At 54.5% G+C, this 25,729-nt stretch carries 25 protein-coding genes and 3 pseudogenes; 8 read left to right on the top strand and 20 right to left on the bottom strand.

Annotated features, from left to right (window positions below; genetic code table 11):
• Positions 1 to 2: 2 nt before the first annotated feature.
• From spoT to gmk, 3 genes are read right to left on the bottom strand one after another with little or no spacing between them, the layout of a single operon-like run.
• Positions 3 to 2,111 carry a bifunctional GTP diphosphokinase/guanosine-3',5'-bis pyrophosphate 3'-pyrophosphohydrolase gene (spoT, locus tag JNO11_RS00135; RefSeq protein WP_089415153.1) on the bottom strand — a complete coding sequence of 703 codons (2,109 nt, stop codon included), beginning with the start codon at positions 2,109 to 2,111 and terminating at the stop codon, positions 3 to 5.
• A 20-nt stretch (positions 2,112 to 2,131) separates the two neighbouring features.
• Entirely contained in the window at positions 2,132 to 2,407 is a 276-nt protein-coding gene (gene rpoZ / locus JNO11_RS00140; RefSeq protein WP_003851346.1) for a DNA-directed RNA polymerase subunit omega, read from the bottom strand.
• A gap of 54 nt (positions 2,408 to 2,461) precedes the next feature.
• Positions 2,462 to 3,085, bottom strand: coding sequence for a guanylate kinase (gmk, locus tag JNO11_RS00145; RefSeq protein WP_031292628.1), 624 nt, complete (start codon positions 3,083 to 3,085; stop codon positions 2,462 to 2,464).
• Positions 3,086 to 3,324: 239 nt separating this feature from the next.
• On the opposite strand from gmk, the pseudogene ligB reads away from it, so the two are divergent.
• Positions 3,325 to 5,077, top strand: a pseudogene (gene ligB / locus JNO11_RS00150) (NAD-dependent DNA ligase LigB).
• Here ligB and JNO11_RS00155 read toward each other — a convergent pair.
• The 7 genes from JNO11_RS00155 to JNO11_RS00185 form a co-directional block, all read right to left on the bottom strand.
• Entirely contained in the window at positions 5,015 to 5,632 is a 618-nt protein-coding gene (locus tag JNO11_RS00155) for a trimeric intracellular cation channel family protein (RefSeq protein WP_010258398.1), read from the bottom strand. The pseudogene ligB and the gene JNO11_RS00155 overlap by 63 nt on opposite strands.
• A 433-nt stretch (positions 5,633 to 6,065) precedes the next feature.
• A complete protein-coding gene (locus JNO11_RS00160; protein WP_010258395.1) occupies positions 6,066 to 6,710 on the bottom strand; it encodes an oligosaccharide flippase family protein in 645 nt (214 codons plus the stop codon).
• A gap of 146 nt (positions 6,711 to 6,856) precedes the next feature.
• Positions 6,857 to 7,057, bottom strand: a complete 201-nt coding sequence (locus tag JNO11_RS00165) for a hypothetical protein (protein WP_033766533.1) — start codon at positions 7,055 to 7,057, stop codon at positions 6,857 to 6,859.
• Positions 7,058 to 7,492: 435 nt separating this feature from the next.
• Positions 7,493 to 7,888 carry a hypothetical protein gene (locus JNO11_RS00170; protein ID WP_010258391.1) on the bottom strand — a complete coding sequence of 132 codons (396 nt, stop codon included), beginning with the start codon at positions 7,886 to 7,888 and terminating at the stop codon, positions 7,493 to 7,495.
• Between the two features lie 137 nt (positions 7,889 to 8,025).
• The gene (locus tag JNO11_RS00175; protein WP_325177629.1) at positions 8,026 to 9,168 is read right to left on the bottom strand and encodes an alanine racemase; all 1,143 of its coding nucleotides are present in this window, start codon (positions 9,166 to 9,168) and stop codon (positions 8,026 to 8,028) included.
• 234 nt (positions 9,169 to 9,402) lie between these two features.
• On the bottom strand, positions 9,403 to 10,326 hold the full coding sequence (gene lpxP / locus JNO11_RS00180) for a kdo(2)-lipid IV(A) palmitoleoyltransferase (protein WP_033773166.1): 924 nt from the start codon (positions 10,324 to 10,326) through the stop codon (positions 9,403 to 9,405).
• 424 nt (positions 10,327 to 10,750) lie between these two features.
• Positions 10,751 to 11,614, bottom strand: a complete 864-nt coding sequence (locus JNO11_RS00185; RefSeq protein WP_325176811.1) for a YicC/YloC family endoribonuclease — start codon at positions 11,612 to 11,614, stop codon at positions 10,751 to 10,753.
• A gap of 155 nt (positions 11,615 to 11,769) precedes the next feature.
• Between JNO11_RS00185 and JNO11_RS00190 the strand changes: the two genes are divergently transcribed.
• Complete coding sequence (locus tag JNO11_RS00190; RefSeq protein WP_111535055.1) at positions 11,770 to 12,195, top strand: DUF3574 domain-containing protein; 426 nt, start codon at positions 11,770 to 11,772, stop codon at positions 12,193 to 12,195.
• A gap of 38 nt (positions 12,196 to 12,233) precedes the next feature.
• On the opposite strand, the gene JNO11_RS00195 is transcribed toward JNO11_RS00190, so the two are convergent.
• Positions 12,234 to 13,418 (bottom strand): nucleoside transporter C-terminal domain-containing protein, encoded by a 1,185-nt coding sequence (locus JNO11_RS00195; protein WP_010672098.1) that lies wholly within the window; start codon positions 13,416 to 13,418, stop codon positions 12,234 to 12,236.
• A 151-nt stretch (positions 13,419 to 13,569) separates the two neighbouring features.
• Here JNO11_RS00195 and rph point away from each other — a divergent pair, with 151 nt between their 5' ends.
• Complete coding sequence (gene rph, locus JNO11_RS00200) at positions 13,570 to 14,286, top strand: ribonuclease PH (protein ID WP_010258378.1); 717 nt, start codon at positions 13,570 to 13,572, stop codon at positions 14,284 to 14,286.
• Between the two features lie 49 nt (positions 14,287 to 14,335).
• Complete coding sequence (pyrE, locus tag JNO11_RS00205) at positions 14,336 to 14,977, top strand: orotate phosphoribosyltransferase (RefSeq protein WP_031591887.1); 642 nt, start codon at positions 14,336 to 14,338, stop codon at positions 14,975 to 14,977.
• A gap of 35 nt (positions 14,978 to 15,012) precedes the next feature.
• On the opposite strand, the gene slmA is transcribed toward pyrE, so the two are convergent.
• The 3 genes from slmA to coaBC form a co-directional block, all read right to left on the bottom strand.
• Positions 15,013 to 15,567 carry a nucleoid occlusion factor SlmA gene (gene slmA, locus JNO11_RS00210; protein WP_050498596.1) on the bottom strand — a complete coding sequence of 185 codons (555 nt, stop codon included), beginning with the start codon at positions 15,565 to 15,567 and terminating at the stop codon, positions 15,013 to 15,015.
• Between the two features lie 160 nt (positions 15,568 to 15,727).
• Positions 15,728 to 16,186, bottom strand: coding sequence for a dUTP diphosphatase (dut, locus tag JNO11_RS00215; protein WP_022624903.1), 459 nt, complete (start codon positions 16,184 to 16,186; stop codon positions 15,728 to 15,730).
• On the bottom strand, positions 16,164 to 17,384 hold the full coding sequence (gene coaBC, locus JNO11_RS00220; RefSeq protein ID WP_022624904.1) for a bifunctional phosphopantothenoylcysteine decarboxylase/phosphopantothenate--cysteine ligase CoaBC: 1,221 nt from the start codon (positions 17,382 to 17,384) through the stop codon (positions 16,164 to 16,166). Before coaBC ends, dut begins: the two co-directional genes overlap by 23 nt.
• Positions 17,385 to 17,564: 180 nt before the next feature.
• Here coaBC and radC point away from each other — a divergent pair.
• From radC to mutM, 4 genes and pseudogenes are all read left to right on the top strand, one after another.
• Positions 17,565 to 18,222, top strand: a pseudogene (radC, locus tag JNO11_RS00225) (DNA repair protein RadC).
• A 242-nt stretch (positions 18,223 to 18,464) separates the two neighbouring features.
• Positions 18,465 to 18,702: pseudogene (gene rpmB, locus JNO11_RS00230) on the top strand (50S ribosomal protein L28).
• A gap of 19 nt (positions 18,703 to 18,721) precedes the next feature.
• A complete protein-coding gene (gene rpmG / locus JNO11_RS00235; RefSeq protein ID WP_003024094.1) occupies positions 18,722 to 18,889 on the top strand; it encodes a 50S ribosomal protein L33 in 168 nt (55 codons plus the stop codon).
• 70 nt (positions 18,890 to 18,959) lie between these two features.
• A complete protein-coding gene (mutM, locus tag JNO11_RS00240; protein WP_010672095.1) occupies positions 18,960 to 19,769 on the top strand; it encodes a bifunctional DNA-formamidopyrimidine glycosylase/DNA-(apurinic or apyrimidinic site) lyase in 810 nt (269 codons plus the stop codon).
• On the opposite strand, the gene coaD is transcribed toward mutM, so the two are convergent.
• The 6 genes from coaD to JNO11_RS00270 form a co-directional block, all read right to left on the bottom strand.
• Positions 19,766 to 20,245 carry a pantetheine-phosphate adenylyltransferase gene (gene coaD / locus JNO11_RS00245; RefSeq protein WP_010258279.1) on the bottom strand — a complete coding sequence of 160 codons (480 nt, stop codon included), beginning with the start codon at positions 20,243 to 20,245 and terminating at the stop codon, positions 19,766 to 19,768. The two genes, mutM and coaD, sit on opposite strands and share 4 nt — an antisense overlap.
• Positions 20,242 to 21,018 carry a glycosyltransferase family 2 protein gene (locus JNO11_RS00250; protein WP_045139504.1) on the bottom strand — a complete coding sequence of 259 codons (777 nt, stop codon included), beginning with the start codon at positions 21,016 to 21,018 and terminating at the stop codon, positions 20,242 to 20,244. The genes coaD and JNO11_RS00250 overlap by 4 nt, the downstream gene beginning before the upstream one ends.
• Positions 21,018 to 22,292 (bottom strand): lipid IV(A) 3-deoxy-D-manno-octulosonic acid transferase, encoded by a 1,275-nt coding sequence (waaA, locus tag JNO11_RS00255; protein ID WP_010258275.1) that lies wholly within the window; start codon positions 22,290 to 22,292, stop codon positions 21,018 to 21,020. The genes JNO11_RS00250 and waaA overlap by 1 nt, the downstream gene beginning before the upstream one ends.
• A gap of 92 nt (positions 22,293 to 22,384) precedes the next feature.
• On the bottom strand, positions 22,385 to 23,518 hold the full coding sequence (locus tag JNO11_RS00260; RefSeq protein WP_033759235.1) for a glycosyltransferase family 4 protein: 1,134 nt from the start codon (positions 23,516 to 23,518) through the stop codon (positions 22,385 to 22,387).
• On the bottom strand, positions 23,511 to 24,587 hold the full coding sequence (gene rfaQ, locus JNO11_RS00265) for a putative lipopolysaccharide heptosyltransferase III (RefSeq protein WP_010672090.1): 1,077 nt from the start codon (positions 24,585 to 24,587) through the stop codon (positions 23,511 to 23,513). Before rfaQ ends, JNO11_RS00260 begins: the two co-directional genes overlap by 8 nt.
• Before the next feature lie 74 nt (positions 24,588 to 24,661).
• A complete protein-coding gene (locus JNO11_RS00270; protein WP_191914759.1) occupies positions 24,662 to 25,648 on the bottom strand; it encodes a glycosyltransferase in 987 nt (328 codons plus the stop codon).
• Between the last annotated feature and the right edge of the window lie 81 nt (positions 25,649 to 25,729).

The raw sequence follows: 25,729 nt of genomic DNA on the forward strand, positions 1-25,729 counted from the left end.
GCCTAATTACGGTTACGATGGACTTTGATCACATCCGGCATCACGCGAATTTTACGCATGATATTCGCCAGATGTACGCGATCACGTGCGGTCAGGCGGATAAAGGCGCTGTAAACGCGGCCATCACGCTCTTCGGTATTCAGGCTCTGAATATTGGAACCGGCCGTGTTGATTGCCGCCGTCAGGTTAGCCAGTGCGCCCTGATGGTTAAACATGTCGACTTTGATTTCCGCCACGAACTCCTGCTCGGTGACTTTATCCCACTCGACCGGCATGAATTTTTCGGGCTCTTTCTGGTAGCCGCGAATATTCCGACAGGATTCATGATGCACCACCAGCCCTTTGCCGGGACTGACATGGGCAACAATCGGGTCACCGGGAATCGGACGGCAGCATTTGGCGAAGGTAATCAACACGCCATCTGCACCTTTGATCGGCAGTTTACCGCGCTTGCTGTTGCTGCTGATGGCGTTGCTGTCAGCCTGCAACAGGTTCTTTGCCACCACCACGCTCATCGCATTGCCCAGACCGATTTCTGCCAGCAGATCGTCAAGCGAGGTCAGCTTCATACGATCCAGCTCCTGCCTGATATTCTCAGGCGGAATCTCAGCCAGTTTACGGCTGCCGCCCAGCGCATGGCTGAGCAGGCGGCGACCCAGATTGACGGAGTCTTCGCGCTTGAGGTTTTTCAGCAGCTGACGAATTTTTGCGCGGGCTTTGGAGCTGACGACAAAGTTGAGCCAGGCGGCGTTAGGACGGGCGCCAGGCGCGGTGATGATCTCAATCGTCTGACCGCTGGTCAGGGTTTGCGACAGCGGATAAGGCTGGCGGTCAACGCGTGCGCCAACGCAGGCATGGCCGATATCTGTGTGGACCGCATAAGCGAAGTCCACCGGCGTCGCACCGGTTGGCAGTTCAACAATACGGCCTTCAGGTGTAAAGACGTAGATCTCATCGGGAAAGAGATCGGACTTCACGCTTTCAATAAATTCAAACGAACTGCCCGCACTCTGTTGCAGTTCCAGCAGGCTTTGCAGCCAGCGCTGAGCGCGAATCTGTGCGGTGGTGCCACTTTCGCCCGCCTGTTTATAAGCCCAGTGCGCAGCGACCCCCATTTCCGCCATCTGATCCATATCCTCGGTGCGAATCTGTACTTCGACCGGCACGCCGTGCGGACCAATCATTGAGGTATGGAGCGATTGATAGCCGTTCGCTTTGGGGATGGCGATGTAATCTTTGACGCGGCCCGGACGCGGTTTATACAAACTGTGCATCTGGCCCAGAACGCGATAGCAGGTATCCAGATCTTTCACGATGACGCGAAAGGCATAGATATCCATGATCGAGTGAAAACGCTGCTCTTTCAGCGTCATTTTGCGGTAAATCGAGTAAAGATGCTTTTCACGCCCGCTGACGCGGCAGGGAATGCCCGCTTCCTGCAAACGGCCGTCGATCTCAGAAAGAATCTTCTGGATCATCTCTTTACGATTACCGCGCGCGGCTTTCACCACCTCTTTAATGACCCGATAACGGTTCGGATAGAGGGCCTCAAAACCGAGCTCTTCCAGCTCTGTTTTAAGATGATGAATACCCAGGCGGTGCGCCAGCGGACTGTAAATCTCTAACGTTTCCAGCGCGATGCGGCGACGTTTGTCCGGGCGTAATGAGCCGAGAGTGCGCATATTGTGGGTGCGGTCAGCCAGCTTGATGAGAATGACGCGGATATCCTGCACCATCGCCATAATCATCTTGCGGAAGTTCTCTGCCTGCGCTTCTTTCTTGTCGCGGAATTTCAGCTTATCCAGCTTGGAAACGCCTTCGACCAGTTCCGCCACGCTTTTACCGAACAGTTGTTCCATGTCCTGGTAAGTGGCAGGCGTATCTTCGATCACGTCATGCAGCAGCGCGGCCATGAGAGTTTCATGGTCGAGCTTCATTTCCGCCAGAATACAGGCCACGGCAACCGGGTGGGTGATATAAGGCTCACCGCTGGAGCGTGTCTGTCCCTCGTGGGCATCACGTGCGACAAGGTAGGCTTGCTGGAGGCGCTTGATCTGCTCCTCTGGCAAGTATTTTTCAATCAGTTGATTGAGACTTTCAAACAGATACAAGGGCGACCTGCAGGTGGCTGTTAACGACGACCTTCAGCGATAGCGGTAACGGCCTGTAACTCAGCGGCTTCCTGCTCTTGCTGTTCCTGACGATCACGCACATCTAAAATCTGATTGGTGACCAAACCTTCTTCGATTTCGCGCAGGGCGATAACGGTAGGTTTATCGTTCTCTTCCGGAACCAGTGGATCTTTGCCGCCTACCTGCATCTGACGTGCACGACGTGCAGCGACCAACACCAGGTCAAAACGATTACCAACTTTTTCTACTGCGTCCTGAACGGTTACGCGTGCCATAGGTGTGCTACTCCACAGATGAAGAAATGACTGCGCATCATACTGAAACTGTATTCAGACTGCCAACAGTTTGCTGATTAAAGCATCGTGACGCGCCTTCTGACGCGCCATACGCAGACGTTCTGCGCGAATAATGGTTTTCAGATCGGACAGCGCCAGATCGAAATCATCATTCACAATTAAATAGTCATACTCGGCGTAGTGGCTCATTTCCGCTACCGCCTGAGCCATGCGACGCGTGATCACCTCTTCGCTGTCCTGGCCACGACCGCGCAGACGGCGATCGAGCTCTTCTTTCGAAGGCGGCAAAACAAAGATGCTGCGTGCGCCAGGCATTTTGGTGCGAATTTGCTGCGCACCCTGCCAGTCGATGTCGAGAAACACGTCAACGCCGGTTGCCAGCACCTGCTCAATAGCATGGCGCGAAGTACCGTAATAGTTGTCGAAAACTTTGGCATGTTCGAGGAAAGCCTCTTCCGCGATCATCTGCTCAAATTCATGTTTCTCAATAAAAAAGTAATGTTCGCCATGGGTTTCACCCGGACGCATACCGCGCGTCGTGTGCGAAACAGAGACCTGCGTATCATACAACGGCTGGGTCTTTAACAGCGCCTGAATCAGGCTGGATTTACCTGCGCCGCTGGGAGCAGAAACAATATAGAGCGTGCCTTGAGCCATGGTTTTCTTGAATTGATTAAAAGCGGAGTCGATTTCCTGCACAGTATACACAGCTTCCTGCTGCCACGCAGCGTTTGCGCAGCGGCAACCCCCAATTTTTGCGCATCTTCGCGCAAATCTCTGTCGGACGACTGTAATTATTCCCTGATTGCGACGGCATCCCTTCCATAACTGAACATCACCTCTGGCTGACGCTGAAGCACCGGTATTGAATGCTGCAAAACGTCAGGAGAGAGATCATGAAAGGATTCGGCTGGCCGCTGTTTGCGGCTGCTCTGTGGATCGTCCTATGGCCTGCACATAGCGCCCTTTGTCCCGTCTGGACACCCACCCGGGCGACAGAAGAGATCCGTCGTCTGCAACAGCAACTGCAGCACTGGGATGATGCTTACTATCGTCAGGGACAGAGTCCGGTGGCTGATGCAGATTATGACAGTCTGCAGCAGCGACTGAATCACTGGCAGCACTGCTTTAACCCTCTGCAGCCCGCTTACGCATCGCAACTGCCGGGTGAGGGTGAGCACCTGCATCCGGTCGCCCACACGGGTGTAAAAAAAGATGCGCGACAAGCTGGCCCTGGCTTACTGGATGCAGGGGCGGCACGATCTCTGGGTGCAGCCGAAAGTGGATGGCATTGCCGTTTCCCTGGTTTATCGCCACGGCAGACTGGTTTCACTGTTGAGTCGTGGTGATGGATTACGCGGTGAAGAGTGGCTGGCTAAAGCCGCCTGGATCCCTGCGATTCCACTGCAGATCGAGACCGGACTTGAAGAGGTTGTGCTGCAGGGTGAGCTGTTTCTGTCGATGACCGGTCATCAGCAGGCGGTTGATGGCGGCAGGAATGCGCGCTCACAGGTCGCTGGCGCCATGATGAGCAAGCAGCGGGTTCCTCTGCTGGATTCGCTCGATATTTTTATCTGGGCCTGGCCAGATGGCCCCGCCACGATGACGGAACGCCTTCAGCAACTCAGCCGCTGGGGACTGGGCGTTGCCGCAAAATGGAGCCACAGCGTTAAAGACGAAGAGGAGGTTGCAGCGTGGCGGGAGCGCTGGTTTCATGCTGCGCTGCCCTTTGTCACTGACGGTGTCGTCGTTCATCAGAGCCTGCGACCTGCGGGCAAAAACTGGCTGCCTGGAGAGGGAACATGGGCCGTTGCCTGGAAATATCAGCCTCCGGAAGTCAGCACTGAAGTGCTCTCCGTCGATTTTCCAGTCGGCCGAACCGGGAAGATAGCCGCGGTACTTAATCTGCAGCCGGTACAGCTGGATGATAAGACGGTCAGGCGGGTCAATGTTGGATCGCTGCGTCGCTGGCAGGAGAGCGATATCGTGGCGGGAGATGTCATCACGCTGAGTCTGGCGGGTCAGGGCATTCCCCGGCTGGAGCGGGTGATCTGGCGCGTGGCAGAGCGGCACTATCCTCAACCTCCCGATGCGTCGCGCTACACGCCGCTGAGTTGTTACACCTTCAGCGCTGAATGCCAGAAGCAGCTACTGGCAAAATTACGCTGGCTCAGTCAGAAAACGGTACTGAATATTCCTGGCGTTGAGCGCAGCACCTGGCTGCACTTACTGGAAACCGGCAGTATGACGCACCTGTTCGGCTGGCTGACGTTAACACCGGAACAGATCGCCGCCGCAACGGGCCTCTCTCGGGAGCGAGCGGGTCAGCTCTGGCACCGTTTTAATCTCACCCGTCAGCAGCCGCTTCGTCGCTGGGTGGATGCCTTAGGTGTTTCATTGCCGCGGAAGGCCCTCAATGCGCTGCCCGATCAGCAGTGGGAGAGCTTAACGCAGCGGGATGTCAGGGACTGGCAAGCTTTACCGGGTGTCGGGGCGGCGCTGGCAAAGCGCCTGGTTACGCAGTTCCATGATGCCCGCCTGCAGACGCTGATCGCTTTTCTGAGACAGCAGGGAATTCCCGCATCCTCAATGCTCGGGATGGGGATAGTTGAAAATCGGCAAACCAAGACGGAAGCGCAGCGCCAGTAAACGGGCGAAGAATCCGAACAACAGGGTAATGATAATCACCGCTTCATGCGCCAGTGTGGTTTTCAGCAGCAGGATATACATCCAGCCAGAGGCGAAAGCGATACCGGCGTAGAGTTCCTTCTGAAACACCAGCGGAATGCGATTACAGAACATGTCACGCAGTACGCCGCCAAAGACGCCGGTAATGACCGCACTTATCGCGGCAATAATCATGGCGTGTCCTGAATCGAGCGCAACCTGCGCGCCGATAATAGAAAAGACCACCAGTCCTAACGCATCGAGCACCAGAAACACTTTGCGCAGATGCGTCATCAGGGGTGCCAGGAAAGTGGTCACTACCGCCGCCGCTGCAACAATCATGATGTATTCGGGATGTTTCACCCAGCCCAGCGGATAGTGACCCAGCAGGATGTCGCGCACCGAACCGCCACCAATGGCGGTCACGGACGCGATAATGATGACACCGAACAGATCCATTTTGCGACGCCCCGCCGCCAGCGCACCCGTCATGGCTTCAGCAGTAATACCAATAATGTAGAGAACGGTCAGTAACATAGCAGACTCCAGTAAGACGGCGGCAAGACTACGGCATTGCTTGAGAGACGGCGCCGAAGATTTTCTGGCGATCGGCGTCCGGGATGAGCGCAGTTTATACCAGCCAGCGCTGGCGTCATCATAGAAAGACTTTTTTGCGAAGGGACTGCGGCAGGTGATTGAAAAAGTTGAGAGGAAACAACGTACAGAGGGTTTGCGCGTTCCGGCGCGGGGTTTTCCGACCCAGGGCGGGCGGTAAACTGACGACGATCGCCAGATAGCCGCTGGTCGAAAACCAGTTTATACAGGAGATAAAAAAGGGCTGGATGCTGCGGGAAAAGAATCGATCAGGTAAATATTGTGACAGACTAAATAAAAAGAAAAGGCGTGCTGGTTAACAGCACGCCAACGCATCGTTTCGGATGCTCAGAGCCCACCATACAGACTTATTTTATTATTTGTTTCTTGCACGAATTTTAGAAAATGCATTCAGGCTAAAACGGTATTCCGGCTGGAACCATGAACGACCGTAGTAGCAGTAAATCAGCATACGAATGGATGCCATCGCCAGGTAACCCCAGATCGCACACAATACTGAAGGGGTCAGCCAGACGGTAAATAAGGTGACGGCAAGTCCGGCTAATACCGAGGAGGTTTCAGCAAAAGCGATACGGGTATATTGTTTTTCGCGCTGTAATATCGCACGGTAATGCTGACCCTGTGGGATGATAATAAACACCACTGAGACCATCTGCAGCATTAATGCCAGTTCAGGCTGATCAAAAAGGCTGGTCAGCAGATGGCTGCCAGTAAATAACAGACCAAACACCGCGACCCCCATCAACATATTACCCCAGTAGATCGTGGAGAGGTCATTGATAGAGAGAATCGAGCGGCGGATCAGCGTATTTGAGAAGCCCCGATCGGCCAGAGTATCGATAGCCAGTAAAGCTATCACGGCGATCGCCAGCAGATTGAGCTCATTCGCCTGCAGAATCTGCGCCAGCAACGAGAGTTGTAATACGCCGATGCCAATAATTTTGATTGAAGAGAGCAGAGACCATTTTGCGCCATTCAGACTGCTTTCACGTATTGCCATAATATACTCGTTAGAGTCCATCGACTCTGTGAGAATTAAATAGTTGTGTAACGGCAAGGAGAAGTTGCTGTAACACCGTTAGTTAGTGCAATTTTTCCGGCCGAAGTCCTGAAAACGCTTTACAGGCTTGCCATGTTATTATGGGTTCAATCAAATGATGCCTGGATAAAAAAGATATCCCTGGTAAAATCGCTGTTTCGTGTCATGGCGGAATTCCCTGCAGCGAATAAGAATTCCGCCAGATCACGAATAAATCCTGTTGTAGTTTTATATTCTCCTGCCAGCATCCTTGCGGCAATCTCAACGCATTCTTTTTCTGATAACAAAGGATACGTTGAGCGGTCCATGACTTTTTTCCTGCTTTATCATTATGGGTATTGCTGTGTGTGGAATGATTTATACATTGTTTTATTTAATTTAACACCATAAGAAAAGTCTGATTACGCGACCGCAGAAATAAATGGTTTCACTTTATGCATGATAAATATTAAATCCCCAGCAGATTGCTAATAAACGATTGTTAATGATTAATGTATGGGTCAGTCAGAAATTGTTTGTGCGGCAAACCAGGAGGCCCGAAATCAGAGGGGGGTCGCCTGCCTTTCAGAGGATTTTGCCAGGATTTTTCCTGGCAGCGATGCTTAAGCAGGGTTGGTGATAAATGCGTAAGGATGATGAGTAATCAGATAAGCGCTTTATGCTTTATCGTCGAAAGTTTTTCTATTTTTTTTCATTAACGGCCAGTGATAAATGCAGAGAAAAAGGCGCGCTAAGTCATTGATTTATTGTGTAAGAAGCTGGTTGAGTTTCTCAAGATCGTTGCTAACCCATTCAATATCCTGCTTAAATTTCTCATCTGAAGTAAATGGCTGGCGATAAACCGTTACCATCACCTCGGCGCCCTGTTCGTTTGCTATCACGCGCATCGGTACGTAGATCTCCTTTCCTGAGCCGCTATCAATCCAGTGATCCATTACCCCAAACGGATTATGTGGCGAGAACCGGATCTTCACATTGCCCTGGGGGCCTTTAGCACGCCAGCGATTGCCATCGGGTTCTAACGCGCTGTGCGTCAGCCCGGAAGCCCACTTTGGGAAAAACTCTGGCTTCCAGATGGTTTCATAAAGATCTAACCAGTGACGTGGAATCGTCAGGCTCAGAGTGCGAGAGGAGAGCATGTAACCTCCAGTGAATAAGCTAAAAAAAGCATTAAAGCATGAGGCCAGGCTTGTTAAAACGTTGTAACAGCAGAAGTGTGGTGTTGAAAGGGTTTCGTACAAATGGCAGACAACGGATGATGCTGCCTGCCACTGACTCAGATGAAATTGCCGCGCGCAGAAACCACATGATCTTCGCTATGGCCGTTAGCGTGCCGCAGAACAAAGCCGTCCGACTGCGCCATCACGGCACAACTGTGATTAGGGAAGATACGCAGCAGCGTGCCGACTTCAGGGCGGCGATCCTGATAAAGCAGAAAACCGTGCTCCTCAGATAATTTTGTCACTTCATAAGTCTGACCCGCTTCGTCGGCTGCCACACCAAAGCCGCTGGCATTGGTGCCGTGTGGCCCTTTATCCGAACTCAGCATTTTTGACCCGGCATCCACAATCGCGAAATGATCGTTCACCGCCACGACACGGGTAATGACGCTCATTGCCAGCTGATCGACGTGAGTTAATCCGAGACGGCAGGCGGTTAGGTCCAGTAGTGCATAGTTTCCGGGCCGGATTTCATTCATGCAGGGTGCAATCTCTGCTGCCAGCGCCGTAGGCGTTGAACCCACAGAGAGAGGGCAGTCGGTAAAACCAGCCGCCTGCAGTTTTGCCTGTACTCGCTGCATCAATACCGTTTCCTGCCGGGCGACATCCGCAATGGCCGCGGCATTCCCGGCACCATAAGCGTGGCCAGCATGTGACACTAATCCGGCAAAGCGTAACCCTTTGTCCTGCAGCGCCTGAGCAATCAGCACCGCTTCATCTGTATCAGGATTGACACCTATCCGATGTAATCCAACATCCACCTTAATCGCTACCGCCAGGTCGCATTCCGGTTGCTGCTGGCAGGCATCAGCAATAGCCGCCACGCCCTGCAGTCTGTCCGCAATCAGGGTGAGCTTTGCCTGATGAAGCACGGCGTGGCGCAGCAATTCAGCTACGCTTTGCGGTTGCACAATCGGATAGGCTAATAGCAGATCACGAACACCGCCCTGAATAAAGCTGATGCCTTCGCTGGGCTTAGAGACGGTAACACCCTGTGCACCGGACGCGATCTGACGCTGCGCAATCCAGACGCTTTTATGCGTTTTGATATGCGGTCGCAACGCGACGCCTGCCGCACTGGCTTTGCGCTGCATATGCTGCAGGTTCTGCTCCAGGCGCTCTGCATCCACTTCAATATAGGGCGTAAGGCGATCATCAATCAGCGGACGCTGCCACTGCTGTGTATCGTTGATATCCATAAGATTGTCCGGCATTGACGAGGTAAGGGGATTCATCATTCCTTAATTATCTCTTTGATACTAGCCTGCCGGACGCAGACAGGTGTGCTGAACAGCAGAAACTGTAGAGGTAGCTATAACGGCAGAGGCAGTATGAGAGCACAGCAAACGAGGATGAGAGAGTGGACGTAAAGCAGATGTCGTTCAGAAGATTAAAACAACAAAGCAGGCACGAGGCCTGCTTTATCAGTTAACTCAGACGTAGAGCGACTTTTCACCCGGTGGCCGGGTTTTGAAGCGACGATGCAGCCAAAGGTACTGTTCGGGTGCGCGAAGGATCTGATTTTCGATCACTTTGTTCATATAAGCTGCAGCAGCAGCCTCGTCCGTATGAGGATAATTTTCCAGCATCGGTTCGATGATCAAATGGTAGCCATCATTTCCTGGATTACGAATCAGCATAATCGGCACCATCGCTGGCTTCGCCAGACGCGACAAAACAAAAGTCCCGTTAGTCGTGGCGGCTTTTTCCACCGCAAACAGCGGCGCAAAGGTGCTGCCATTAGGGCCGTAATCCTGGTCAGGCGCAAACCAGACCGATTCACCCTGTTTCAGGGCATTAACCATACCGCGTAGATCACGACGGTCGATCATCGCTTTATTTGAGCGCATCCGCCCTTTGGTCTGCACATACTCCATCGCCTGGTTATTGTGTGGGCGATACATCGCCATCATTGGCTGACAGAGTCCGCTGATGCGGCCGCCCAGCTCCAGTGACATGAAATGCACACCAATCAGCATCACGCCTCGCTTTTCTTTCTGCGCGGCATGCAGGTTTTCCATTCCCGACACTTTAAACAGACGTCTTACCGCACGGTCAGACCAGAACCAGGCAATACCGGTTTCAGCCAGCGCCATCCCGAGCGACGCAAAATTGCCGGCAATCATATGTTCTGTTTTTTCTTCGCTGATGCCCGGAAAGCAGAGTTCGATGTTACGACGGGTAATACGCTCGCGGCGCTGCAGGAAATGGCGAGAGATTTTGCCGGCACCGGCACCGAGACGCATAAGAACAGGATAGGGGAGCTGGACCAGCAGCCAGAGTACGCCAAGGCCAAACCAGGTAAACCAATAACGCGGATGCAGCAGCGAACTGCTAAATTTTCCGGTGTTTTTCATTAACAACCTTCATGGGATAGAGGGATGCATCGCACAAAGAGCACTTCCATGAGTCTTAAGGCGGTACAGCTGTACTGATTTCGACCAACATTTTATCAAAAAAGTGCCTTCAAAGAAAGGGAAACTCCGGCATCTACAGGATTGACCTGTTTCATGGAGAGGAGTTAATACCGGCTATAAAAGTACATTAATCATATAAAATCATTATTTTTCAACTGCTTAATCTAAGCCTGAAAGCAGCTTTAATTGTAAGTGAGGCCGTTTCAGGAACAGTCTGGAAATGATTATTTATTTATCTTTACCTGATTCTGATGCTGGCCGCGCTGAAAAAGCGATCAATTGACGGAAGGAGCTAACTCTTTAAGTGCTGACAGCGCCTGACAGGGGAACAAAGCGCTACTGCGAGCGCTTTGTTGAGTGGAAATTACTCGATATTCTGAATCTGCTCGCGCATCTGCTCAATCAGCACCTTCAGTTCAATAGCTGAAGTCGTGATTTCGGCGTTGATCGACTTCGAAGCCAGCGTGTTCGACTCACGATTGAACTCCTGCATCATAAAGTCGAGACGGCGGCCAACTGCTTCTTTCTTTTTCAGGATGTTGTAAGTCTCTTTAACGTGCGCATCCAGACGATCCAGCTCTTCAGAAACGTCAACACGCTGCGCCATCATCACCAGTTCCTGCTCAAGGCGATTGTTTTCCAGCTGGACTTCAGCATCTTCCAGTTTGGCGACCAGCCGCTCACGCTGCCATTTGATCACCTCAGGCATCTGCGCGCGCACTTTGCTGACTTCCTGCGAGACGCCTTCCAGACGCTGCTCAATCATCGCTTTCAGGGCGGTACCTTCGCTTTCGCGTGCCGCAATAAAGTCATCAAGCGCACCATCCAGTGCCTGCAACAACTGGGTGTTGATGGCATCCAGATCCTGTTCCTGCGCAGACATCACACCCGGCCAGCGCAGAATATCCAGCGGATTAATCGCGCCTTCGTCGCTCTGCATTTTTACCCAGTTGGCAGCCTGCACCAGCTGTTTCGCCAGCGTTTCGTTGAGCATCAGTTCGCCCTGTGCGCTGGGATCGGCATCATAACGGAGGTTGCACTCAATTTTACCGCGCGTCAGACGCTGGCGAATGCGCTCGCGGATAACCGGCTCCAGCCCACGAAACTGTTCCGGCAGGCGGATGTAGGTTTCCAGATAACGCTGGTTCACGGAACGCAGCTCCCGGGCGGCGCTGCCCCATTCGCCTTTGGCTTCGCTGCGGGCATAAGCGGTCATACTGCGGATCATAAGCGGTACTCATTTGCGGAAAGATGGGTGAAGTATAGCGAGGCGAGCCACGGCATAACAGGCATAAGCGTCGCACAGGAAAATAACGAACCATTTCCGCTTTCAGCGACAGCCACTTATGATGACCATTGACCCTTTGTGAGGATGACAGATCTATGTCTCGCGTTATTGCCCTTCCTGTTGTGATGGCTCTGCTGCTGGCAGGTTGCCAGGCACGCCACTCGCCGCCCACTAAACCGCAACCCATCTGTGCGGGTGGCGACATGATGATGCAGACCACGTTGTGGTTTGGACTGAGCAAGCCTGGTGGCGGCAGGGTGAGTTCACTCGACTGGATGAACTTCGTGGATAATGAGGTCACGCCACGGTTTAAAGCGGGCCTGTCGGTCTATGATGCCAAAGGGCAATGGCTGGGCGAGAACGGTCAGCTGGCACGGGAGAACAGTAAGGCGTTGATGCTGATCCACGGGATCGACCCCGCCACCAACGTTGATATTGAGGCGTTACGCAGCCTCTATAAAAAACGGTTTGGTCAGGAGTCGGTTATGCGGGTGGATGCACCCGTCTGCGTCGGATTCTAAGGCGAAAGCGGGCGGCAGAATTGCCGCCCGTTGAATAATCAGATAAACAGACCGGCAAAGGCTGCGGAGAGCAGACTGACCAGCGTGGAGCCATAGACCAGCTTCCAGCCAAAACGGGAAACCACATTTCCCTGTTTCTCATTCAGGCCTTTTATTGCGCCTGCCACAATGCCGATAGAGGCAAAGTTAGCGAACGAGACCAGGAACACCGACAGAATACCCAGTCCACGCGCACTCATGCCTGCCGCGACTTTCTGCAGTTCAATCATCGCCACAAACTCATTCGCCACCAGTTTGGTTGCCATGATGCTGGCCGCCTGCAGGGCATCGGCTTTGGGAATGCCAATCAGCCAGGCCAGAGGATAGAACAGGTAGCCGAGCAGTTGCTGGAAGCTGTAGCCGAACACCGCCGCAAACAGCGCGTTGACGGCAGCAATCAGGGCAATAAAGCCAATCAGCATGGCCAGAATAATCATCGCGACTTTGAAGCCTGCCAGGATGTACTCACCCAGCATCTCAAAGAAGCTCTGCTCTTCATGCAGTTTATCCAGCGCGATAGGCTGCTCATCCTGGCTTTTCATCGGGTTGATGATCGACAGGATAATAAAGGTGCTGAACATGTTAAGCAGCAGTGCCGCAACCACATATTTCGGTTCGATCATCGACATATAAGCACCGACAATCGACAGCGAAACGGTAGACATCGCGGTCGCTGCCATGGTGTAGAGCCGGCGCGGCGGGATATCACCCAGAATCCCTTTATAAGCGATGAAGTTTTCCGACTGCCCAAGAATCAGCGTGCTGACGGCGTTGAACGACTCCAGCTTGCCCATGCCGTTAATCTTCGACAGCAGCGTCCCGAAAATACGGATCAGCAGCGGCAGGATGCGCCAGTGCTGCAATATGCCGATCAGTGCCGAAATAAAGACAATCGGGCAGAGCACGCCAAGGAAGATAAATGCCAGCCCCTGTTTGCTCATTCCGCCAAACACGAACTCCGTGCCCTGTGCGGCAAAACCCAGCAGCGTCTCAAAGAAACCGGCGAACGAGCCGACCAGCGCCAGACCCCCGGCAGAGTGAAGGAAGAACCAACCCAGCGCGGCTTCCACCACAATCAGTTGAACAATAAAGCGCAGACGAATCTGTTTACGGTCATGACTGACCAGCAGCGCAAGGGCAAAAATCACCACCAGCGCCAGCAGGAAATGAAGAATGGCGGCCATATGTCTTTTTTTATCAGAGAGAAAGGAACGCGCATTTAGCCACAGCTGGCGGGGAATTTCATCTGATGCCTGCGTCAGACCAGCGTAAGAGACAGCGGACAAGGAAGTCCGTATAATGCGCAGCCAATCATTAGCAAGCCGGAGAATACCCATGCGTCCAGCAGGCCGTAGCGCACAACAGGTGCGTCCAGTCACATTGACCCGCAATTACACCAAACACGCAGAGGGTTCCGTTCTGGTGGAATTCGGCGAAACGAAAGTGCTTTGCACTGCCTCGGTAGACGAAGGGGTTCCGCGTTTCCTCAAAGGCCAGGGCCAGGGTTGGGTAACGGCCGAATATGGCATGCTGCCGCGTTCGACCCACAGCCGTATGGCGCGTGAAGCCGCAAAAGGCAAGCAGGGCGGACGTACGCTGGAGATTCAGCGTCTGATCGCCCGTTCACTGCGCGCCGCGGTTGATCTTAAAGCGCTGGGTGAATTTACTATTACGCTCGACTGTGACGTGATCCAGGCCGATGGCGGCACTCGCACCGCATCAATCACCGGAGCCTGCGTGGCGCTGGCTGATGCGCTGAACAAGCTGGTGGCCAGCGGCAAACTGAAAGCGAACCCGATGAAGGGCATGGTCGCGGCGATTTCAGTGGGCATCGTCAAAGGCGAAGCGCTGTGCGATCTGGAGTATGTTGAAGACTCAGCCGCAGAAACCGACATGAACGTCGTGATGCTGGAAGATGGCCGCATGATCGAGGTGCAGGGCACTGCCGAAGGCGAACCGTTCAGCCATGAAGAGTTGCTGACGCTACTGGCGCTGGCTCGGGGCGGAATTGAGGAATTAATTCAGGCGCAGAAAGCAGCGCTGGAAAATTGATGTAACAGGCGACCTCAGAGTCGCCTTTTCTTTATTTGAGGAGTGAGAAATGAAAGCCTGGCAGCGTCAGTTTATTGAATTTGCCCTGAACAAGCAGGTGCTGAAGTTCGGTGAGTTCACTTTGAAGTCCGGGCGTAAAAGCCCCTATTTCTTTAATGCTGGTCTGTTTAACAGCGGACGGGATTTAGCGCTGCTGGGACGCTTCTACGCGCAGGCGCTGGTGGATGGCGCTGTTGATTTTGATCTGCTGTTCGGCCCGGCCTATAAAGGCATTCCGATTGCCACCACCACGGCGGTGGCGCTGGCGGATCATCATGACCGCGATGTGCCTTACTGCTTTAACCGTAAAGAAGCGAAAGATCACGGCGAAGGTGGCCTGCTGGTTGGCAGTCCGCTGCAGGGCAAAGTGATGCTGGTGGACGATGTGATCACCGCAGGCACCGCGATTCGTGAGTCGATGGATATTATCGGTGCGCACAACGCCACTCTGGCAGGCGTGCTGGTCTCGCTTGATCGTCAGGAGCGTGGACGCGGAGAAATGTCGGCGATTCAGGAAGTGGAACGTGATTACGGCTGCAAAGTGACCGCAATTATTACGCTGGCAGACCTGATTGCCTGGCTGGAAGAGAAGCCTGAGATGGCCGATCATCTGGCTCAGGTACGTGCCTATCAGAAAGCGTACGGGATTTAACAGAGGCGGGCGCAATGCCCGCCTTCTTTTACGCTTTACGCCAGCTGCGCGGCAATCAGCGGCCAGCGAGCCTCAAAGTCTGCGGTAGGACTGAAACGAAACTCAGAACGGACATACCGTGACAGTAAACCCTCACAGAATGCCAGCAACTGACTTGCCAGCAGCGCCTCATCAGCCTGAAAGGCTTCGCCCTCGCGCATTTTCCGTTCCCGCATCACCTGTCGCAGCTGCACTTCAATCCGCTCAAACAGCTGATTGATGCGTCCCTGCAGTCGGTCCTGCTCAAACATCAATGCATGGCCGGTCAGAATGCGCGTCAGTCCCGGATTACGCTCACCAAATCCCAGAATCAGTTGCACGATCAGACGCAGACGCGTCATGGTCTCTTTTTCATCCTTGAGGATCAGATTGATGCGGGTAATCAGACTGTCTTCGATAAACTCAATCAGGCTATCGAACATTCGTGTTTTACTCGGGAAGTGACGATACAGCGCCGCTTCGGAAACGCCCACCGTGGCTGCCAGTTTGGCTGTGGTAATGCGCTGACTGCCATCACCCGACTCCAGCATCTGCGCCAGCGCCTGCAAAATCTCTTCGCGACGATTCCGCTTCGCGACTTTTTTTCTGCCATGACCTTAAAGACCCCTGAAATTCACCTAAAAACAGGCAACACCTACGCATCTGCCACAGGAACGCGTCCTGTGGCGATGAGGAAAAATAACGGGCGTAAGTGAAAGTCGGTAATGCGGGTTACTGGCGACCGGAGTGGCCGAAGCCGCCTTCGCCGCGCAGGCTGGCGTCGAAATCTTCGACCAGGTTAAATTCCGCCTGCACCACCGGTACAAAGACCAGTTGTGCCATGCGATCGCCGGGTTGCAGCGAGAAGCTTTCCTGGCCGCGATTCCAGACCGAGACCATCAGCTGTCCCTGATAGTCGGAGTCAATCAGACCCACCAGGTTGCCCAGCACGATGCCATGTTTATGGCCAAGGCCTGAGCGCGGCAGGATCACAGCGGCCAGATCGGGGTCGGCAATATGAATTGCCAGGCCGGTCGGAACCAGCGTTGTGGTGCCTGGTGCGATGTCGAGAACATCATCAATGCAGGCGCGTAAATCTAACCCAGCGGAACCTGAAGTCGCGTAGGTCGGCAGTGGAAACTCTTTGCCGACGCGCGGATCCAGGATTTTAACGTCTATTTTTTTCATCATAACGGCTGACAATCTCGTCTATTAATTGTTGGCCAAGGAGAGACTTATCGCTGAGCGGTAAGCGTTTTTCTCCATCCTGCCAAAAAAGGTGAAGAGCATTGGTGTCGCTATTAAACCCCTGTCCGGCTTTAGCGACGTCGTTAGCGCAGATCAGATCCAGATTCTTGCGCACCCGTTTTTGCCGGGCGTATTCTTCCACATTCTGTGTTTCAGCAGCAAATCCAACGACGAATGGCCGGTTTTCCTGAAGTGCAGCGACGCCGGCAACAATATCGGGATTCTTTACCAGGTTCAGCGTGACGTTATCATCGCCGCCCTGTTTCTTGATTTTATCGGCCGCAATATCGGCTGCCCGGTAGTCTGCCACGGCTGCGCTTGCAATGAAAATATGTTGTTTATCTATCTCACTCATGACGGCGGCCTGCATCTCCAGCGCGCTGGTCACATCAATTCGCCGCACACCCGCTGGCGCAGACAGGGTGACCGGGCCGCTGACCAGCGTGACCTGTGCACCGCGTCTGGCGGCGGCGTCGGCAATAGCAAAGCCCATTTTGCCGGAGCTGTGGTTAGTGATGTAGCGCACCGGGTCCAGCGCCTCACGGGTAGGGCCGGCGGTAATCATAATGTTGAGATGTTGCAGATCGTTGACGGGCGTAGCCCACTGCACCGCATGGTCAACAATCACCAGCGGGTCGAGCATCCGGCCCGGCCCGACATCGCCGCAGGCCTGGCTGCCGCTGTCCGGTCCCCAAATCAGCACGCCACGCGCCTGCAGGCTCTGCAGATTATGCTGGGTCACCGCCGCACGATACATCTGCTGATTCATAGCGGGCACCACTGCCACGGGTGAGGCCGTCGCTAACACGGCGGTCGTCACCAGATCGTTTGCCATACCGGCAGTAATACGGGCAATCAGGTCAGCAGTGGCCGGTGCCAGCACAATAAGGTCGGCCCATTTTGCCAGTTCAATATGACCCATCGCTGCCTCCGCGGCCGGATCAAGCAGATCGTCAAATACCGGATAGCCGGAGACAGCCTGCAGGCTGAGCGGAGTAATAAATGCTTTCGCACCCTCTGTCATCATCACGCGGACATCAGCACCGCGATCGCGCAGGCGGCGCACCAGCTCAGGTGCTTTATAAGCAGCAATACCGCCGCTCACGCCAAGAAGAATTTTTTTGCCGGCTAATCCCATCATGATGTTGGCCTCACTAAGCTCTCTGCCGCTCGCGGCGGCGAATGCACGGACTTTATCACAAAAGCGCGGATGCGCCTTTTCACTGACTGCGTTTGCGAGCCGTCTCGTAGATTGCAGCTTCACTGATAGCTGCACTCTTCATGATGGGCCATGCTGAGGCTCATCTCAGGGAGAGCGGACATGAAAATAAAGGGACCACGGGAAAAACTCCGGAAGCTGGGTGCGCATGCCCTCAGCGATACCGAACTACTGGCCATTTTTCTCCGTACCGGATCGCCTGGACAGAACGTCCTGGAGCTGGCCGGACAGATGCTGGACGGTTTTGGCTCGCTTTATCAGCTCATGACGTCAGACAAAGCGGCATTCGGTGAAATCAAAGGGGTCGGCGATGCCAAGCTGGCACAGCTTCATGCGATTGCCGAACTGGCGAAGCGTTTTTTCGCCAGTAAGCTGGCCCGCGAAAGCGCAATGGAAAATCCACAAATCACGCGCCAGTATCTGCAAAGTCTGTTAGCCCATCAGGAGCGTGAGATCTTCATGGCACTGTTTCTGGATAATCAGCATCGGGTGCTGCGGGCACAAAATATGTTCTCTGGTTCCATTAACAGCGTGGAAGTTCACCCCCCGCGAGATCGTCCGGGAAGCGCTGAAGCTCAATGCTGCCGCTCTGATACTGGCGCATAATCACCCGTCGGGCATGGCGGAGCCGAGCCGTGCAGACCGTGAAGTGACCCATAAAGTCAGCGAAGCCTGCCAGCTACTCGACATCCGTCTGCTCGATCATCTGGTGATTGGTCATGGCGAATATGTCTCCTTTGCCGAGCGGGGATGGCTCTGACAGGGGGAAATTTCACGCCAGGTGGCGGCTTTTTTGCCCGATCATTCGGGATCTTTATCTGTTCGGGACTTGAGCACTTGGGCTGAGCGGCGTATACTACGCCACCTTTGAGAATCTCGGGTTTGGCGGTTAGGCCAGCTTAGCGGGTTCCATGGAATTCGCCTGGCGGGCTGCAAGCCTGACGAGGCGGCCCAAACCTAATTTTTAAAGCTCGAGCTGATTTGATTTTTGGAGATATTGACATGTCACGAGTCTGCCAGGTAACTGGAAAGCGTCCGGTGACGGGTAACAACCGTTCCCACGCAATGAACGCGACGAAACGCCGTTTCCTTCCGAACCTGCACTCACACCGTTTTTGGGTTGAGAGCGAGAAGCGCTTCGTTACTCTGCGTGTATCTGTTAAAGGTATGCGTATTATTGATAAAAAAGGGCATTGATACGGTGTTAGCCGATATGCGTGCCCGTGGTGAGAAGTACTAAGGTACTAAGGAACTGAATCATGGCTAAAGGTATTCGTGAGAAGATCAAGCTGGTTTCCTCTGCTGGTACAGGTCACTTCTATACCACCACGAAGAACAAACGTACTAAACCAGAGAAGCTGGAACTGAAAAAGTTCGATCCGGTTGTACGTCAGCATGTGCTCTACAAAGAAGCTAAAATTAAGTAATTTTAGTGTTCTGCTAAAAACCCGGCTCCGGCCGGGGTTTTTTGTTTGTGTAAAACGCTGAGGAGAGGGTATGCCAGAGTTGCCAGAGGTTGAAACCAGCCGTCGCGGTATCGAACCGCATTTGGTCGGTGAAACCATCCTTCACGCCGTGGTGCGTAATTCACGTTTGCGCTGGCCTGTTTCGCAGGAGATCCTGGCGCTGAGCGATCAGCCGGTGCTCAGTGTGCAGCGCCGGGCTAAATATCTGCTGCTGGAGCTGCCGCATGGCTGGATCATTATCCACCTTGGCATGTCCGGTAGCCTGCGCGTGCTGTCAGAAGAGCTGCCAGCGGCGAAGCATGACCATGTTGATCTGGTCATGAGCAACGGCAAAGTGCTGCGCTACACCGACCCGCGCCGCTTTGGTGCATGGCTCTGGAGCAGCGATCTGGCGGGCAGCAGCGTGCTGGCACATCTCGGGCCGGAGCCGCTTAGCGAGGAGTTTGACGGCGCTTACCTGTTTGAGAAGTCACGCGGCAAGCGGACGCTCATCAAGCAGTGGCTGATGGATAACAAAGTGGTGGTGGGCGTGGGCAACATTTACGCCAGCGAGTCACTGTTTACCGCCGGGATCATTCCCGATCGTGCTGCCGGCAGTCTGTCGCAGGCCGAAGCGGAACTGCTGGTCAATACCATCAAAGCGGTGCTGTTACGCTCCATTGAGCAGGGCGGAACCACACTGCGTGACTTCTTACAGACCGACGGTAAACCCGGCTATTTTGCACAGCAGTTACAGGTTTATGGGCGGGCAGGCGAACCCTGCCGGGCATGCGGTACGCCGATTGTCAGCGGCAGACACGGGCAGCGCAGCACCTACTGGTGCCCGAACTGCCAGCATTAAGCCAGTTTAGCCAGCAATGCCTGATGCACCGGCGCGGGCAGGAAGGCGGTCACATCGCCACCGTGACGCGCCACCTCTTTGACCAGCGAAGATGAGATAAACGAGAAGCCTTCAGACGGCATCAGGAAAACACTCTCCAGCGTTGGCAGCAGGTGACGATTCATCTGCGCCAGCTGCATTTCATATTCAAAGTCTGACACCGCACGCAAGCCACGAACCAGCACATTCGCCTGCTGGTCACGGGCGAAATTCGCCATCAGGTCGCTGAATCCGACCACCTCAACGTTGGGCAGATGGGCTATCACTTCACCGGCCAGCGCCACGCGCTCATCCAGGCTGAACATTGGTTTTTTGCTGGGGCTGGCGGCAACGGCCAGAATGACCTGATCAAACATCTGCGCTGCCCGCGTCACGATGTCGAGATGGCCGAGCGTCACAGGATCGAACGTTCCGGGATAGATGGCTTTCGTGATCATACTCGCCCTTTTGCCGAAGCATGATTCAGCGCCCAGAGGGCTGAATATTTATTGAAGGTATATTGCGCATTGACCACCGCCAGAATCCAGCCCTGCTTTCCGTCGAGAAAACCGGCACGCAGCAGCAGGGTTTTCATAAACGCGCCCAGCGTATGGCTGAACAGAGAAAACAGGCTGCAACGCTTACCGCGCCGATGGCGTTCCGTAGCCCAGGCTTCGGCATAAGCCAGCTGCTTGCGCTGAAAGGCGATTAAATCGCGGCAGGTCAGATGCTGCAGATCGCCGGGTAATGCCACCACCGGCGCGCCGTCACTTTGCAGTGATTCATGCACCAGATTGTCATTGTAGCGGAAGGTGCGTGGGTAGAGTCGCATGACGCGGTCCGGATACCAGCCGCTATGGCGCATAAAGCGGCCGAGAAACAGATTACTGCGGCCCAGGCTATAAACCGTACGGCTGGGTGGCGCGACCAGCACCTGCTCAATCGCGGCGCGCAGTTCAGGTGTCACGCGTTCATCCGCATCGATCATCAGAATCATGTCGCCGGTGGCATAGTGCTGCGCGCGCTGGCGCTGGATACCATAGCCCTGCCAGTCATCATTGAGGTAGACCTTCGCCCCAGCCTGTGTGGCGATGTCGACACTGTTGTCATGGCTGCCTGAGTCCAGCACGATAATTTCATCGGCCCAGCTGACCGAGGCCAGGCAGTCAGGCAGCAGTTCCGCTTCGTTTTTGGCGATCATCACCACGGAAAGACGTTGGCGTGCTGACATTAGTGGGCCCGTGGTGGCAGATGCGGTTCGAGTAACTGTAGCAGACGCTGTAGCGCACCCTGATTCTGGTGCAGCACGTCTACCGCATGACGTCCGTAATAACGGCGGTAATCATCATCCTGTAACAGGTTGGTGACCTCTTTTTCCAGCGAAATCACGTCGGTGACGGTGATCAGCCCCTGGCCTTCCTGCAACTTGCTGCAGATATCTTTGAAGTTCCAGATATGGGGTCCCATCAGAACCGGAAGCGCATGGGCAGCAGGCTCCAGCGGGTTGTGTCCACCCCGTTCAACCAGGCTGCCGCCGACAAAGGCCAGATCGGCAATGCCGTATAGCAGCATCAGTTCGCCCATTGAGTCTCCGATGACCACCTGCGTTGAACCAGACGGGATCTCGCCGCTGCTGCGCAGGATAAAACTGAAGCCGCGTTCCTGCGTCAGTTCACGGGCATCGTTAAAACGCTCGGGATGGCGGGGCACCAGAATCAGCAGCAGATCCGGGAAGGTCTGCAGCAGGCGGCGATGGGCATCCAGCACAATGGCCTCTTCACCTTCGTGCGTGCTGGTGGCGATCCACACCGGACGGCGCGGCGCCCACTGACGACGCAGCGTCACCGCTCTGGCGGCCAGTTCTGGCGTCACGGAAATATCAAACTTCAGGCTGCCGGTAATCGTTAGTTGAGAACGTTTCAGGCCCAGGCTCAGGAAACGGTCGCCATCTTCCGCATTCTGCGCCGCGATAAGCGTGATGCTCTGCAACAGCCGGCGCATGAATTTACCCAGCTTGCGGTAGCCTTTGGCCGATCGGGCCGAGAGGCGGGCATTGGCGATCACCAGCGGAATATTACGCTGGTGCAGAATGCGGATAATATTCGGCCACAGCTCGGTTTCCATGATGATCACCAGGCGTGGGTTGACCGTATCCAGAAAACGATTAATCGAACCCGGCAGATCATAAGGCAGATAGACGTGATGCACATCTTTGCCAAATGCAGATTGCGCGCGTTCAGAGCCGGTAGGCGTCATGGTGGTGACGGTAATCGGCAGGGTCGGGTAACGATGACGCAGAGCGCGCACCAGCGGGATCGCGGCCAGGGTTTCACCCACAGAGACCGAGTGCAGCACAATGCCGTCGGGCTTAACTTTGCCGACACAATAGCCATAGCGTTCTGCCCAGCGTTTGCGATAGGCAGGCGCTTTACGACCGCGCAGCCACAGGCGCAGCCAAATCAGTGGCTGAATTAAGTAGAGCAATGCGGTGTAAAAGGTCGTCATAGTTACCGTTACAGCAAATTCGCGTCTAAAAGCAGATTAAAATCAGATGGCGGCATGTTATCAGAAACCCCGCATGCACTCATCCCACATTGTCAGTTGCTGCTCAGGACCTGCTGATAAAGCGAAGTCAGCGCCTGCGCCAGCCGTTGTGGACCATAAGGTTCAATTTTGCGCCGCGCCGCGTCACCCATTCGTGAATCGACGGAAAGCGCCGGTATTGCATTAACAGCCTGATTTAACCCGTTGATATCCAACGCATCACAGACGAAGCCTTCCTGACCAGCGGTAATAAATTCTGCGCCACCGCAGCCAGTGCTGGTAATCACCGGTAAGCCGCAGGCCATCGCCTCCAGTACCACATTAGGAAAAGGATCGTAGAGGGTGGGCAGCAGCAGGCCATCAGCCGCGTGATAGAACGGCTGCACATCCTGCTGTACGCCGACAAAGCGCAGGCGGTCCAGACAGTTAAGCTGATTTGCCAGCTGCTGATACCGTTGCAGTTGCTTATCCTGACCCACCACAATCAGATAACGGTCGCTGGCAGCCAGCGCCTGTATCGCCGCTTTCAACCCCTTGCGTTCAAAGCCGGAGCCGACATAAATCAGTACGGTGGCCGCATCGGGCAGCGCCAGCTGCTGACGGGTGGCGCGACGTGCAGCTTCCGTGGCGGGCTGGAAACGGCTGGCGTCGATAGCATTATGAATAACGTGGATTTTTCCGGCATCGAGCGAGAAACAGCGCAGGATATCGCGCTTTACCATCTCAGAATTACAGATCACCGCTTTCAGCGTCGGAGAGTTAAACATCTCCGCTTCCGCCTGCAGGACATAGCGATGATAAGGGCTGAGCACAGCACTCAGTCGTTGCCACGATGAGACGATGCGGGCGCGCTGTTCCAGCCAGACGCGATGAACACCATCACCCGCGCGAAAAATATCACAGCCCGCGATGCGCTCGTGGCTTTGCACAATATCGAACTTTTCGCGCTCCCAGCAGGCGCGTGCTGCACGGGCAAAACCGCGCTCACGGGATACCCGGCCCAGCTTTGCAGGATTACAGATATGCAGATGCCAGTCAGGATTGGGTGTGCCCTGCCAGCTGCGGGTAATGATGTTGAGATCGAGCTGCTCGCTGCCCAGCGCTTCCAGCGCGCGCGAGATAAAACGCTCGGCACCGCCATCCGGACGATATTTCTGCCGGACAATCGCCAGCCGTAACTTACTCATTCAGATAGCTCCTCGCTGCCGCGACCACATCCTTCACCGGAATGGCCGACAGATAACGCTGGTCTGTTTTGGTGTCGATGGAATCGGGTGAGGGCAGCGGGCCATAATCCCCCGCCCAGATGACATGATTATTGTCGCCCCATGGCCGCCAGTGCTGCAGCTTGGTCGGGCCAAACAGCGCAATACAGGGCGTTTCAAGTGCGGCGGCCATGTGCATTGGTGCAGAGTCGACACCAATAAACAGTCGGGCATGATCGATAAGCGCCGCCAGCTGCGGCAGAGTAAACTGACCGGCCAGCGAAACCACATCCGGCGATGCACACAGTGCCCGAATGCGGTTGATCATTGCCAGCTCCTGTTTGTCCGGCCCGGCGGTCAGCACCACTTTGCGGCCCGGCTGCGCCAGCTGATCGAGCGTGGCGGCAACACTCTCCTCTTCCCAGCATTTAAAGCCCCAGCGTGAGGTCGGCTGCACCACAATATAGGGCGCGGTGACCTGGTGTTCTGCCAGTCGGGTCAGCACAATTTGCTGGTCAGCGTCGCTGTAGTGCATTGAGACCCGTGCGCCGTCGCTGCTGATGCCGAGGGGTGCCAGCGCCGACATATTCTGCTCAACGGTATGCAGCTTGCTGTGATTGTGTGTGGAGACCAGCTGGTTGTGACACCATCGCCACAGGACGTTATCGCGTTTTTTATAGGCAAAACCGATGCGAACGGGTGCCGCAGAGAGCCGCGTAATCAGGGCAGCCCGCCACTGATCGGCCAGATTAATCACCAGATCATAATGTGCGTCACGTATGGCGCGAATTAATGCACGCTCATGGCCCAGCTTGCGCCAGGTGCCCTCCTGCTTCCATTTACGATCGATGACGTGCAAATGGCGGATAGCCGGATGCGCTTCCAGCATCGGACGCGTCTCCTGATAGAGCAACACGTCGATGCTGGCCTGCGGATAACGCTCATGAAGCGCATTGATGGCGGGCGTTGTGAGCAGCATGTCACCATGATGGCGCAGCTTAATCAGTAATATATTTTTTGGAGAGATGTTTGCTGGAGTCAGGCTGGCCATAAACAAGAGTTCTCAGAATTCAGTGAACCGATTGTAGGGCAAACCCTTTTTTAGGATAAAGCCAGCCTCAAAGGTTATTTATCACGCCAGCGATAGAGCCGGGCCAGCCACAACAGCAACTGATACCACTGCTTAATTCCCCGGGCGTTGCGTAACATGCGCAGGTGTGTCCGGGTGGCGAACAGCTCGGCAATGATTGCCTGGCGTGCGCGGGCGTCAGGCTCACGTCTTACACTGTGGCAAACGCTGAGCGCTTCATGGGTCACCTGATAGTGAAACGACGGGTAGATCTTCACGCGGTCACGATAGCGGTCATTGAGCTCTTCCAGCAGTCGCGCAATCTTCATGTAGTGACGCTGATACTCTACGTTGCGCTCGCCGGTACGTTTGCGATTGCTGATTGAGGCGTCGTGCATATAGTAGCGATAGAGTACCGCTTCGGTATAACGCACGCGTTTTGCCAGCAGCATAAACTCGGTGGTCCAGGGAATATCCTGATGATGCAGGCCGGGTTCAAACTGCAACTGATGCTGCTCAATCAGTTCCCGGCGATAGATGCCCAGCCAGACCACATGCATATAACGATGGGTTTTTAGCGCGGTATTCAGCCAGTCGGCACCGCTCAGCACCGGCGTGCTGCGCAGGCGATCCAGCGGAATCAGCGGCTTTACCCGCTGGCTGTGTTTGAAAAACCACTCGGCGTTGCACTGTGCCGCATCCAGATTATCTGCCTCCGCCAGCGTCACCAGCGTCTGATACATATCGGGTTGCATGGTGTCATCCGCATCAGGGAAGGTGACATATTTCCCGCGGGCAATCGCCAGTCCGGCGTTGCGGGCGCGCGAGACGCCGCCATTTTCCTGATGTATCACACGAATGTGAGAATGCTGCTGTGCATACTGATCGGCGCGCTCGCCTGAGCCATCGGTTGAACCGTCATCGACGATAATGATCTCAAGCAGAGTCAGCGTCTGCGCCAGCAGTGACTGCATGAACTCATCAAACATGCTGCCCGCATTGTACATCGGGGTAATGATACTCAGCAGAGGAGAAGTACTCATGACAATATCTGCACCAGCATTGTATTCACTGCGAAAAGGCGTTGCCTCGTCATAAATCATTTCCAAATCAGCAGAGTGAAA

The sequence above is a fragment of the Pantoea sp. 1B4 genome (genome assembly GCF_016925765.1).
Taxonomy (GTDB): Bacteria; Pseudomonadota; Gammaproteobacteria; order Enterobacterales; family Enterobacteriaceae; genus Pantoea; species Pantoea agglomerans.

Bases quoted from the DNA above. Each gene is read 5' to 3' on its own strand.
- rpoZ (WP_003851346.1), bottom strand. From the start codon at position 2,407: ATGGCACGCGTAACCGTTCAGGACGCAGTAGAAAAAGTTGGTAATCGT.
- JNO11_RS00185 (WP_325176811.1), bottom strand. From the start codon at position 11,614: ATGATCCGCAGTATGACCGCTTATGCCCGCAGCGAAGCCAAAGGCGAA.
- rpmG (WP_003024094.1), top strand. From the start codon at position 18,722: ATGGCTAAAGGTATTCGTGAGAAGATCAAGCTGGTTTCCTCTGCTGGT.
- coaD (WP_010258279.1), bottom strand. From the start codon at position 20,245: ATGATCACGAAAGCCATCTATCCCGGAACGTTCGATCCTGTGACGCTC.
- rfaQ (WP_010672090.1), bottom strand. From the start codon at position 24,587: ATGGCCAGCCTGACTCCAGCAAACATCTCTCCAAAAAATATATTACTG.
- JNO11_RS00160 (WP_010258395.1), bottom strand. From the start codon at position 6,710: ATGGCAATACGTGAAAGCAGTCTGAATGGCGCAAAATGGTCTCTGCTC.
- JNO11_RS00270 (WP_191914759.1), bottom strand. From the start codon at position 25,648: ATGAGTACTTCTCCTCTGCTGAGTATCATTACCCCGATGTACAATGCG.
- gmk (WP_031292628.1), bottom strand. From the start codon at position 3,085: ATGGCTCAAGGCACGCTCTATATTGTTTCTGCTCCCAGCGGCGCAGGT.
- lpxP (WP_033773166.1), bottom strand. From the start codon at position 10,326: ATGAAAAACACCGGAAAATTTAGCAGTTCGCTGCTGCATCCGCGTTAT.
- JNO11_RS00195 (WP_010672098.1), bottom strand. From the start codon at position 13,418: ATGGCCGCCATTCTTCATTTCCTGCTGGCGCTGGTGGTGATTTTTGCC.
- JNO11_RS00165 (WP_033766533.1), bottom strand. From the start codon at position 7,057: ATGGACCGCTCAACGTATCCTTTGTTATCAGAAAAAGAATGCGTTGAG.
- JNO11_RS00260 (WP_033759235.1), bottom strand. From the start codon at position 23,518: ATGAGTAAGTTACGGCTGGCGATTGTCCGGCAGAAATATCGTCCGGAT.
- JNO11_RS00155 (WP_010258398.1), bottom strand. From the start codon at position 5,632: ATGTTACTGACCGTTCTCTACATTATTGGTATTACTGCTGAAGCCATG.
- JNO11_RS00190 (WP_111535055.1), top strand. From the start codon at position 11,770: ATGTCTCGCGTTATTGCCCTTCCTGTTGTGATGGCTCTGCTGCTGGCA.
- mutM (WP_010672095.1), top strand. From the start codon at position 18,960: ATGCCAGAGTTGCCAGAGGTTGAAACCAGCCGTCGCGGTATCGAACCG.
- rph (WP_010258378.1), top strand. From the start codon at position 13,570: ATGCGTCCAGCAGGCCGTAGCGCACAACAGGTGCGTCCAGTCACATTG.
- JNO11_RS00175 (WP_325177629.1), bottom strand. From the start codon at position 9,168: ATGGATATCAACGATACACAGCAGTGGCAGCGTCCGCTGATTGATGAT.
- waaA (WP_010258275.1), bottom strand. From the start codon at position 22,292: ATGACGACCTTTTACACCGCATTGCTCTACTTAATTCAGCCACTGATT.
- JNO11_RS00250 (WP_045139504.1), bottom strand. From the start codon at position 21,018: ATGTCAGCACGCCAACGTCTTTCCGTGGTGATGATCGCCAAAAACGAA.
- dut (WP_022624903.1), bottom strand. From the start codon at position 16,186: ATGATGAAAAAAATAGACGTTAAAATCCTGGATCCGCGCGTCGGCAAA.
- coaBC (WP_022624904.1), bottom strand. From the start codon at position 17,384: ATGATGGGATTAGCCGGCAAAAAAATTCTTCTTGGCGTGAGCGGCGGT.
- JNO11_RS00170 (WP_010258391.1), bottom strand. From the start codon at position 7,888: ATGCTCTCCTCTCGCACTCTGAGCCTGACGATTCCACGTCACTGGTTA.
- pyrE (WP_031591887.1), top strand. From the start codon at position 14,336: ATGAAAGCCTGGCAGCGTCAGTTTATTGAATTTGCCCTGAACAAGCAG.